Origin of the sequence: uncultured Xylophilus sp. (genome assembly GCA_913776965.1) — a bacterium.
Classification (GTDB): Bacteria; Pseudomonadota; Gammaproteobacteria; order Burkholderiales; family Burkholderiaceae_C; genus Xylophilus.
On the sequence record CAJYQL010000008.1, the window covers coordinates 1 to 10349 of the forward strand.

10 protein-coding genes are annotated in these 10349 nt (G+C 73.4%); 4 read left to right on the top strand and 6 right to left on the bottom strand.

The window, feature by feature from the left end; genetic code table 11:
* The first annotated feature begins 309 nt into the window (after positions 1-309).
* A complete protein-coding gene (locus QZ500_RS00995) occupies positions 310-1851 on the top strand; it encodes a HAMP domain-containing sensor histidine kinase (protein ID WP_295849741.1) in 1542 nt (513 codons plus the stop codon).
* A gap of 69 nt (positions 1852-1920) precedes the next feature.
* On the opposite strand, the gene QZ500_RS01000 is transcribed toward QZ500_RS00995, so the two are convergent.
* From QZ500_RS01000 to QZ500_RS01010, 3 genes are all read right to left on the bottom strand, one after another.
* Positions 1921-2790, bottom strand: coding sequence for a LysR substrate-binding domain-containing protein (locus QZ500_RS01000; protein WP_295849743.1), 870 nt, complete (start codon positions 2788-2790; stop codon positions 1921-1923).
* 136 nt (positions 2791-2926) lie between these two features.
* A complete protein-coding gene (gene purU / locus QZ500_RS01005) occupies positions 2927-3775 on the bottom strand; it encodes a formyltetrahydrofolate deformylase (RefSeq protein ID WP_295849745.1) in 849 nt (282 codons plus the stop codon).
* A gap of 46 nt (positions 3776-3821) precedes the next feature.
* Positions 3822-4688 carry a ChaN family lipoprotein gene (locus tag QZ500_RS01010; protein WP_295849747.1) on the bottom strand — a complete coding sequence of 289 codons (867 nt, stop codon included), beginning with the start codon at positions 4686-4688 and terminating at the stop codon, positions 3822-3824.
* A gap of 52 nt (positions 4689-4740) precedes the next feature.
* Here QZ500_RS01010 and QZ500_RS01015 point away from each other — a divergent pair, with 52 nt between their 5' ends.
* The gene (locus QZ500_RS01015) at positions 4741-5832 is read left to right on the top strand and encodes an AbrB family transcriptional regulator (RefSeq protein ID WP_295849759.1); all 1092 of its coding nucleotides are present in this window, start codon (positions 4741-4743) and stop codon (positions 5830-5832) included.
* A gap of 84 nt (positions 5833-5916) precedes the next feature.
* Here the strand turns inward: QZ500_RS01015 and QZ500_RS01020 are convergent, their stop codons facing one another.
* A complete protein-coding gene (locus QZ500_RS01020) occupies positions 5917-6195 on the bottom strand; it encodes a DUF3567 domain-containing protein (RefSeq protein ID WP_295849749.1) in 279 nt (92 codons plus the stop codon).
* Between the two features lie 136 nt (positions 6196-6331).
* On the bottom strand, positions 6332-7414 hold the full coding sequence (locus QZ500_RS01025; RefSeq protein WP_295849751.1) for a DUF3108 domain-containing protein: 1083 nt from the start codon (positions 7412-7414) through the stop codon (positions 6332-6334).
* A gap of 92 nt (positions 7415-7506) precedes the next feature.
* Between QZ500_RS01025 and QZ500_RS01030 the strand changes: the two genes are divergently transcribed.
* On the top strand, positions 7507-8568 hold the full coding sequence (locus tag QZ500_RS01030; RefSeq protein WP_295849753.1) for a fumarylacetoacetate hydrolase family protein: 1062 nt from the start codon (positions 7507-7509) through the stop codon (positions 8566-8568).
* A 22-nt stretch (positions 8569-8590) separates the two neighbouring features.
* On the opposite strand, the gene QZ500_RS01035 is transcribed toward QZ500_RS01030, so the two are convergent.
* A complete protein-coding gene (locus tag QZ500_RS01035; RefSeq protein ID WP_295849755.1) occupies positions 8591-9781 on the bottom strand; it encodes a hypothetical protein in 1191 nt (396 codons plus the stop codon).
* A gap of 131 nt (positions 9782-9912) precedes the next feature.
* Between QZ500_RS01035 and QZ500_RS01040 the strand changes: the two genes are divergently transcribed.
* Positions 9913-10284: a DUF2946 family protein gene (locus QZ500_RS01040; RefSeq protein WP_295849757.1), complete on the top strand. Its 372-nt coding sequence runs from the start codon at positions 9913-9915 to the stop codon at positions 10282-10284.
* Positions 10285-10349: the final 65 nt, after the last annotated feature.

Below are 10349 nucleotides of genomic sequence, written 5' to 3' on the forward strand. Positions count from 1 at the left end.
CACGCACGGCCGCGCCGGCCCGGGGGACGCGGGGTCAGCGCATGGCGGTGGCTGCCGGCATGTGGCTGGTGCAGCGGCTGCTGCGGCGGTGGCTGACGAAGCGCGAGCGCCGGCTGCGCCGCGGCGGGTGAGGGTCGATGCGCTTCGCCGCGTCGTTTGCAGCGTGCGGTTTGTCGTGGCTGCAGTCGCCGCCGTCGCGTCCGGTCCCTGTTACAGAAACGCGACGGCGCCCGCCGGTTCGGTAGTACGTTGACCCTCCCGGTCGCCGGCACACGATCCGCGTGACCGACCCGAACGATTCGATATTCCATGCATGCAACGGAGTACCCGCCAGCGGGGCCCGGGGACCGGCTGCTGTCCTGGGCCCACCGGGGTTTCGCGCTGCTCGCCGCAGTGGTGGCGCTGGTCGCGCTGGCCGGCTGGATGGCAGGGGTGTCGGAACTCACGCGGTTCCTGCAGGACCGGCCGGCGCTGTCGGTGATGACGGCGGCGGTGATGCTGGTCGGCGTCGTCGCGGCCGTGGTCGCGCCCTTCCGCGCTCCGGCCGTCTGGCTGCCCGGGCTGGTCGAGGGGGCTGCGGGTGTGGCGATTGTCGCCTGCCATGCGCTCGACCTGACGCCGGCGTCGGGCATTCCGCCCGCGTTCTGGTCGTCGCCCTTCACCGGCATGCTCTTCGTGCTGTCGGGCGCAGCAGCTGGCGCCATCGGTGCGGGCCGGATCGCCACCGGGCAGGCGCTGGCGATGGCGGTGCTGTCGTTCGCGCTGCTGTTCGGCTTCGGGCACCTGATGCCCGATTCGCAGATCTACGCCCACCTGCCCGGCACCGGCGTGTCGATTCCGACGGTGGTGGGTTTCGTCGGCCTGGCGATGAGCACGCTGCTGGCCTGCCGGCACGGGGGCATCGTGGCGGCGCTGTCGTCCCAGGGCGCGGCCGGCCGGCCGGGCTTCCGGCTGCTGGTGGCCGGGACCGGCTGCACGCTCGCAGCGGCGTATTTCGTGCTCGACGGCTACCGGCAGGGCCGGCTCGATGCCGAGAGCGCGCTGGTGGTGGCGATCTGGTGCGGGCTGGTGACGCTGGTCGGAACGCTCTGGGGGCTGGCGGTGGCGGTCAACCGGGCGGAATCGGCGCGGGTCGCCGCCGATGCCGAGCACGCACGCACCCGCCGCACCATCGAGGCTTCGATCACCCACGATCTGCGCAGCCCGCTGCACACCGCGACGCTCGCCGCCAACCTACTGGCCCGGCAGGTCGAGGACCCGCGGGCGCGGGCATCGGTCGAACGGCTGCAGCACAGCCACCGCCGGCTCGACCGCATGCTGCGCTCGATGCTCGACGACCTCACCGCCGGCCACGGTGGACTGCCGACGTTCCGGATGGCACCGTTCGGCATGCGGGCCCTGGTGCAGGAGGTGGTCGCGGAGAACGCGGCGGTGCTGGGCGACCGCATGACGGTGCACGGCGACGCGGACGGCTGGTGGGACCGGGATGCGCTGTTCCGGGTGCTGGAGAACCTGCTGCTGAACGCCCGCAAGTACGGCGGCCCCGACGCGCGGATCGACTGCGACATCCTGCCCGCGGCACCGCCGCAGCAGCCCGATGTCCGGGTGCGGGTCGCCAACACCGGACCGCTGATCCCCGAGGTCGAGTGGGAGACGATCTTCGCGGCGTTCGCACGCGGCCATGCGGCCGATGCCGGCGGCCGTGCCGGCTGGGGTGTGGGCCTGGCGTTCTGCCGGCTGGTCGCCACCGCGCACCGCGGCAGCCTGCGGGTGCTGCGGTCGGACAGCACGCAGACGGTGTTCGAGCTGGTGCTGCCGGTGGATGCGCGGGGCGAAGGCGCGCACGGTTGAGTCGTCCGGCAGGCGCACCGATGTCGTCCGGCGCCCGCGGCTGCGGGCCGGCGGATCAGCCCGTGTCACTCACCCCAGGCTTTTCTGCAGCCACTCCGCGAAGGCGGCGCATTCCCAGCGGTCCATCGCGCCGGTGCGCCAGCACAGGTGGTGGGCATGCGGGCTGGGCACGGCGTCGGGGAAGATGCGCTCCAGCGAACCGTTGTCGAGCCAGGGCGCGCCGAGCTTGAGCCGCACCAGCGCCACGCCGAGGCCCTGCGCCGCGGCGTCGCAGGTCAGGCCGATGTCGTTGAAGGAGGAGCCGTCGGCCGGCTCCGGCCAGTCGAGCCCGTGCGCGGCGAACCAGGTGCGCCACGGGTCGAGCGGCGAGCGCAGCAGGGCGGCGCGCTGCAGGTCCTCGGGCGTGTCGAACGGGCCGTGCTCGCGCAGATAGGCGGGCGAGGCGAGCGGCGTGACCACGTCGTCGATCAGCCGGACGTGCTCGACATCGGCATAGCGGCCGGTGCCGAAGCGCACCATCAGGTCGGCGTCCTCGGCCACCACGTCGAGCAGCGGGATGCTGACCTGCAGCGCCAGGTCGATCTCGGGGTACGCCTCCAGGAACTGGCGCAGCCGCGGGATCAGGATCGAGCGGGCGAAGGTCGGCGTGACCGCGACCCGCAGCTTGCGCCGGCCGCCGGCAGCCTGGGTGCTCGGGAAGCGCGACAGCACCGCCAGGCCCTCGCGCACGTGGGCCAGGTATTCGCTGCCGTCGGTGGTGAGCGAGAAGTCGGCCCGGCCGAACAGCTTGGTGCCGAGGATCTGCTCGAGCTGCCGGACCCGGTGGCTCACCGCGCTCGGCGTGACGCACAGCTCCTCGGCCGCCAGCGTCACGCTGCGCAGCCGTGCCAGGGCCTCGAAGGTGACGAGGCACTGGATCGGCGGGATGCGCAGGGTCATGGCGAAAGGCCTTTGCTATCGAAAGAGTAGCTGGTAGCGCAGGTGGGACGGGCGCTGAAGACCGGTTTCATCATCAGCCGGGCAAAGGCGGCGCCGGAACTGCACTGCCCCGTACGCCGCTGGCCCGGCCGCCGGTTCAGCGGAAGATCACCGTCTTGTGCCCGTCGAGCAGCACCCGATGTTCGCTGTGCCACTTCACCGCGCGGGCCAGCACCTGGCTCTCGGTGTCGCGGCCCATCGCGGTCAGGTCCTCGACCGTCTTGCTGTGGTCCACCCGGGCCACGTCCTGCTCGATGATCGGGCCTTCGTCCAGGTCGGCGGTCACGTAATGGGCAGTGGCGCCGATCAGCTTCACGCCGCGGTCGTGCGCCTGGTAGTACGGCTTGGCGCCCTTGAAGCTCGGCAGAAAGCTGTGGTGGATGTTGATCGCCCGGCCGGCGAGCTTGCGGCACAGGTCGTCCGACAGCACCTGCATGTAGCGGGCCAGCACGACCAGCTCGGCGCCTTCCGCTTCGATGATCTCGTACTGCTTCGCCTCGGCCTGCGGCTTGGTGGCGGCGGTGACCGGAATGTGGTGGAAGGGCACGTTGTAGCTGGCGGCCAGCTGGTAGAAGTCGCGGTGGTTGCTGACGATGGCGCGGATGTCGATCGCGAGCAAGCCGGATTTCCAGCGGAACAGCAGGTCGTTCAGGCAGTGGCCTTCCTTGCTCACCATGAGCACGGTGCGCACCGGCTCGGCCACCGCATGCAGCTGCCACTGCATCGCGAAGCCTTCGCCGAAGGGGCCGAGCTGCGCCTGCAGTTCGGCGCGGGAGAGGGCGGTACAGGAGAACTGCACCCGCATGAAGAAGAGACCGGTGCCGCGGTCGCTGTACTGCGCCGCGTCCTCGATGTTGCCGCCGCGCTCGAGCAGGAAGCCCGAGACGGCATGCACGATGCCCGTGCGGTCCGGGCAGGACAGGGTGAGGATGTAGGCAGAAGTCATAGCGGCGGGATTGTCGCAGCACGGCCCGCCCGGCGTGGCCGCCGGCTCAGGGCGTGCGGCGGGCCGGCGGCAGCTTCTCGCGCAGGGCCGCGCAATGGTCTGTGGCGGGCGCGGGCGGGCTGGGCCAGACGGCGGTGAAGGCCGCCGGCGCGCCGGCCCCATCGCCTGCGGCGACCATCGCCACCGCCCGGACCGACAGGTGGGTCGGCAGGTGCTGCGGCACGCCGACCCGCCGATCGACATGGCCGGCGCCGGCCAACAGCACCGCGGTCGCCTCGGGCCGCACCGACTGCGCCAGCACATGGGCCATGATCCGGTCGCGCGCCACCTGCACCCGGGTCATCGGGCCGATCTGGCGCTCGGGCAGCAGGCCGCAGTGGCCGTCGCGGATCGCGGTTTCCTGGAGCGCGCGGGCCTCGGGCGTCAGCTGGGCGTCGAGCGACACGTCGGCCATCGCGGTGCGCAGGCGCGCGGCCGGCAGGTTGGCGCCGACCACCGGCACCCGCGCCGCGACCGCGGCCATCACGGCCGGTGCATAGCGCTCCCACGGCCACGCCCGCTCGTCCCAGGCCAGGGCGCTGCGTGCGGCCGCTTCGTCGGCGCCGGCGGGCAGGGCGACGGTGCTGGTGCCTTCCGGCGCCATCTCCAGCGCCAGCACCGCCAGCCGGCCGTCGGCGGCCAGGGCGCGTACCGCCTCGGCCGCGAGCGCCGGCTGGCCGGGCGCGTCGTGGCGCTCGCCGATCAGCAGGATGTCGGTGCGCGGCGGCACCGCGCGCGGGCTGTCGGCCGGCCCGGGGCCGACGCAGCCGGCCGCCAGCACGGCGGCGGCGAGCAGGGCGGCGCCCGCGCATCCCCGCACGGCGGCGCGCAGGGTGGCGGACGGTGCGGCGGTGCGGAGCAGGATCGGAGTCATCTCGCTACTATGCGGGGCTTTCGTGCGCACCCGTGTGGGTGGATGGGGTGGCCTGTTCGTGAGATTCGTCCTTCGCGTCGTGACGACGCTGCTGCTGGCGCTGGCGGCCGCAGCGCTGTGTGTCCTGCTCAAAACCCCGCTGCCCTGGATGATCGGCCCGCTGCTGGCGACGGCCGCGGCCTCGATGGCCGGCCTGCGCACCGCCAGCGCCGTGCCGCTGCGCAACGCCGGCCAGTGGACGATCGGCGCGGCCCTCGGGCTGTACTTCACCCCGCAGGTGACCGCGCTGGTGGCGGGCCTGTGGTGGGCGATCGCCATCGGCATCGTGTGGGCGCTGGCGATGGGCGCGCTGTTCGGCGCCTGGCTGGGCCGCGCCAACCGGGTGCGGCTGGCGCACCTGCCGCCGCCGATGCTGCGGGCCACCACCTATTTCGCCGGCACCATCGGCGGCGCGTCGGAGATGACGCTGCTGTCGGAGCGGGCCGGCGCGCGCACCGACCTGGTGGCCTCCTCGCACAGTCTGCGGGTGCTGATCGTCACGCTGCTGGTGCCGTTCGGAATGCAGTGGGCCGGCCTGCACGGGCTGGACCCGATGCCGCCGGTGCTGCGCCAGGTCGATCCGGCAGGGTTGGCGATGCTGGTGGCGGCGACCGGTGCCGGCGCGCTGGTGATGCGCCGGCTCGGCCGGGCCAACCCGTGGTTCATCGGGGCGCTGCTGGTGTCGGCCGGGCTGACCGCGGCCGGCTCGGTGCTGTCGGCGATCCCGCAGGGACTGTCGAACACCGCGCAGCTGGCGATCGGCGTCAGCCTGGGCGTGCGCTTCACCCCGGGCTTCATGCGCACCGCGCCGCGCTGGCTGGCGACGGTCGGGGCCGGGACGGTGGCGATGGTGGCGATCTGCGCCGGCTTCGCCTGGCTGCTGGCGCAGGCGACCGGCCTGCCGTGGCCGACGCTGGTGCTGGGCACCTCGCCCGGCGGCATCGCCGAGATGTCGATCACCGCCAAGGTGCTGCAGCTCGGCGTGCCGGTGGTCACCGCCTTTCAGGTCTGCCGGCTGGTGGCGGTGCTGGTGCTGGCCGAGCCGCTGTTCCGCGTGCTGGAGCGCCGGCGCGGGCGGGCCGGAAACGACAACGCCACGGCATGACCGTGGCGTTGTGGCGGGAACAGCGCGCAGCCGGGAGGTGCGCAGCCGAGAGGCTGGCCGCCGGAAGGCGCACTGCCGGCAGTGTCAGTGCACGACGACCGGGTTGTGGGCCAGGCCGGTGTAGCGGTCGAGCGTGTCCTCTACCTCTTCCTGGGTGGGCGTGTTGCGCTGCCAGTCCATGATCTTCTGCTGGAACATCTCGGCCCAGGAACCGTCGAGGTAGACCTCCTTGCCGGAGCGCTTGTCGACGATCTCGAAGCCGTGGCGTGCCAGCTGCGGGCCGGCAGACTCCGGCGCATCGTCGTCGCTGTCGGGGACCATGTGGACCACAACGAAGCTTTCGGAGTCATAGAGCATCTGCATTGCGGCTTCCTTTCGGTGTTCTCGGTCAGGTAGCAACCTTGGTGCCAGTTTTCAAGGGATGCGGCGTCGGAACTGTGGTTGCACAAGAGGATACACAGTAGGACGAGGGCGGGCGGTTCGGTCGGCCGCCGCGTGGCTAGGGGTTCTCGATGGCGGACAGTTTCTGGTCCACGTAGTCGCCGCTCGCCTGGGTGATCTTCAGCCGCACCGGCAGCCAGGCGCGGCCGGGGGCGTACCAGACCTCGACCCGGGTGTCGTATTCCTTGCGCGGGGCGCGTTCCAGCCGCAGGGCGGGCAGTTCGCCGGCCGGCAGCGTCAGCATCTCGGGCTCGCCGACGACGAAGCGCCATTCCTCCGCCTCGCGGGTGCCGGCGGTCGGCACCGCGATGGTCGCGCCGGCCGGGTAACGGGCCGGGTCGCCGGCCAGCAGCGCGCCCAACTGCAGGAACACGCCGAGCCGGTCCTGCGTGCCCGGCAGCCAGCGGGCCTCTGGCGCGTTGGAGCTGAAGACGATACGGCCGGCGGCCGGGTCGAAGTGGGTGGCCTGTTCACGCCGGGCCTTGTCGGCGAAGCGCTCCGGCACCAGGCCGGTGGCGTCGATGCGGCCTTCGCTGGTCTGCACCCGCGAGCCGATCAGGAAGGCGCTCAGCTCCAGCCGGGCCTCGTAGCGGGCGCCGTCCTGGCGCCAGGTCAGTTCCGATTTCGCCTGGTAGGTCAGGCCCTTGGCATGGCCTTCGGCGTCGTAGAGCAGCCGGGTCGATGCGGGCAGGCCGAGCGGCGGCGGGGCGACCGTCGGCGGACTGGGCGGCGGCGCCTCGGCGGTATCTGCGGGCGCGGCGGGCTCGGCTGACGGTGCGGCGGCCGGCGCGCTGTCCGTCGTCGTCGCTTCTGCTATCGATTCAGTAGCTGAATCCGCAGCAGGGGCGGGCGCTGGAGTGCTCCGGGGACGCGAAGCCCGGGCGGACGACGGCGCAGCGGGCGGGCGGGCTGCGGCCACCGGAGGGGCGGGCGGCGGTGCGGGCGCATCGACCATCCGCACCGCGAACGGCAGCGGCGCCGCCGACGGCGTGCCGCCGGGCAGACCCGCCGGCAGCCAGTGCAGCGCCACCGCATGCAGCAGCGCCACCGCCGCCGTCAGCCCGGCGATCGCACGCCACGGCGGCCGCGCGGCCGGCGGCGGGACGGACGGAACCTGCGAAGGAGAAGGCGGGGCGGACATGGGATGGATCGGCGGCGGGGCGGTCGGCAGGAGCGCAGCGGACGGACCGGCCGGGGAGGGCGCTGCGGGCCCAGCGGGGACAATCGGCGCCCATGAAACTCGCCACCTACCAAGACGGTTCCCGCGACGGCCAGCTGGTGGTCGTCTCCCGCGACCTGGCGTCGGCCCATTATGCGACCGGCATCGCGACCCGGCTGCAGGCGGTGCTGGAGGACTGGGGCTTCCTGTCGCCGCAGCTGCAGGACCTGTCGGACGAGCTGAACGCCGGCCGCGCACGCCATGCCTTCGCGTTCGACGCAGCCCGCTGCCTGGCGCCGCTGCCGCGGGCCTACGAGGCGGTGGTCTGCACGGCCTATCCGTCCCATGCCGAACTGGCGAGGCAGATCGCCGGCGACGATGCGGCGGGCGCGGTGGCGCACGACCCGGCGCCGGTCCGGCTGGGCGGTGCCGACCTGCTCGGGCCGCGCATGCCGATCGTCGCGGCACGCGAGGCGCTGGGCATCGACTTCGGCGCCGGCCTGGCCGCAATCACCGGCGACCTGCCGGCCGGCGTCGGCGCCGACCGGGCGCTGGACGGCATCCGGCTGCTCACCCTCGCCAACACCGCCACGCTGCGCAGCCTGGAAGCCGTGGACGGGGCGGGCGGGGCCGGCGGATCGGGCGGCAGCGGGTTCGACCACCACCTGGCCGCCGCATTCGGCCCGGTGGCCGCCACGCCCGACGAACTGGCGGGCATCTGGCAGGGCGGCGTGCTGCAGGGCGCGGTGCAGAGCACCCTCAACGGCCGCAAGGTCGGCCTGTGCGACGCCGGCGCCGACATGGCGTTCGGCTTCGGCGCGCTGCTGGAGCGGGTCTGCCGGCTGCGCGGTTTGCGGGCGGGCAGCATCGTCGCGACCGGGCCGGTCGGCAACCGCGGCACGATGCGCGGCAGCCGCACCGACTGGCCGCGCGGCAGCGGCTCGATCGCCGAGAAGCGCTGCATCGAAACGCTGCAGGACGGCGCGCCGCAGACACCGTTCCTGCGCTTCGGCGACACGGTGCGCATCGAGATGAAGGGCCGCGACGGCCGCAGCCTGTTCGGCGCGATCGAGCAGGACGTGTTGTCGCCCGCCGAAGCGCACGAGCGCCTCCACGGCGTGCCGGCAGGCGCCTGACCGGGCTGCACCGCGTGCCGGCTCAGCGGGTGCTGAACGCCTTGCGGGAGCCGTCTTCGAACACCTCGTCGTCGCGCAGCAGCGCGCCGGAGGCGTCCCAGGTGCGCTCGCGACTGATGCGGCCGCGGGCATCGAACACTGATTCCGACTTCAGCTTGCCCTGCGGGTCGTACTGGCGGTGGGTGCCGGTGGGCGTCGGCGCGTAGCGGCCGGTGTCGATGTAGCGGCCTTCGCCGGCGAGCACGCCGTTGTCGTAGAACTCGCGCGTTTCCAGCGTGCGGGTCGCGCCGACCATGCGGTACTGCGCCTTGCTGCGCGGCTGGCCGTTCAGGTAGAAGGTTTCTTCGCTGGTCAGCTCGCCCTGGGTCCAGCGGCGGTCACGCGTCAGCGTGCCGTTGGCCGCGAATTCCTGCTCCCGCTCGCGCACCGCCTGGCCGTTGGTGACGGCCCAGGTGACTTCGCGCCGCCGGCTGCCGTCGGGGCCGAAGCTGCGCTCCACCCGGGAGGTGGCGCTGGCTTCCTCCTGCTGCGCGGGCAGTCCGTTGTCCTGGAAGGTCTCGAAGCGCACCCGCTTGCCGCCGACGAAGGTTGCCCGCGCGCGCACCGTGCCGTTTTCCGCCAGGAACGAGAGCTGCGAGGTGCGGTTGGGAAAGCCGCAGAGCCGCGCGTCGTCCACCGCCGGCGCGAGCAGCGGCCGGTCGCCGCAGCGCAGGCCGCGCAGTTCGCCGCGGCTGGTGAATTCGGCATGGGCCAGCTCGCCCTGCGGCCCGTAGAAGGCGGCGCGCTGCAGCTGGCCGTTGGGATGGAAGCTGCGCGACAGGCCGACGGTGGTGCCGTTCTCGGAGAAGCTCTCGCGCACCAGCTGGCCGCCGGGGCCGAACTCGCGGGCGCGGCCCTGCTGATTGCCGCGTTCGTTGACCGCCAGTTCGCGCACCAGGCGGCCTTCGGTGTAGTAGCGCACGGCGCCCATGAAGCGGCCGTTCTGCAGCTCCTGCTCGCGCACCATCTGGCCGGTGTCGCGGTCCCGGCAGCGCATGATCCCGGTCTTGCCCTGGGTGGTGCCGCCGTGGGCTGGGCTGACCGGCTCGCCGTTGAGCTCGCAGTCCTGCACCGCCCAGGCACTGCTGCCGGCCACGGCCAGCGCCGCGACGGCGGTGCGCAGAACCCGCGCCGGATGCGGGCCGTCCCCGGTGCCCCTGAATGTCTCCCCCATCTCCCGAATGTCCTTTCCGCGAGTGATGGCTAACGTCGCGGCCGAGCTTAGCAGCGGGTTCCGCCAATCCGCACCTCGGGCTGGGTGCGTTACACCCCGAGACATCGGGGCACCCCGCCGATAATCCCGCCATGCATGCGCTGCGAACCGCTCCGTGGATCGTCCGGGCCCTGCTGGCGTGGTTCGCGCTGGCGGTCGGCGCGGCCGCGGCGTCGCCGCTGGTGCAGCCGCGGGCCCTGGCGCTGGTCTGCGCCGGCGCGGGTGCGCTGCAGCTGCGCGAGGCCGGCAGCGATCCGGACGGCACCAGCGACCGGGCCGTGAGCGCGGGCGCGATGGGCGAATGCCCGTTGTGCGTCACGGCCGGCGCACCGCCGCCGGTGCCTGCGGCGGCGCTCTGCGCGCCTCCACGCATTGCGGATCGGTTGGCGACGGCACGGCCGGACGCTGTCGCCGTGCGCGGCGCCGCGCCGCCGCCGGGCCGCGGGCCGCCCGCGCAGGGCTGAACCGGCCCCCCGCCGGGCGTGCCGCCTGTCGGCCGCCGCCGGTGCCCCGCCGTTCCGGCCTTCAC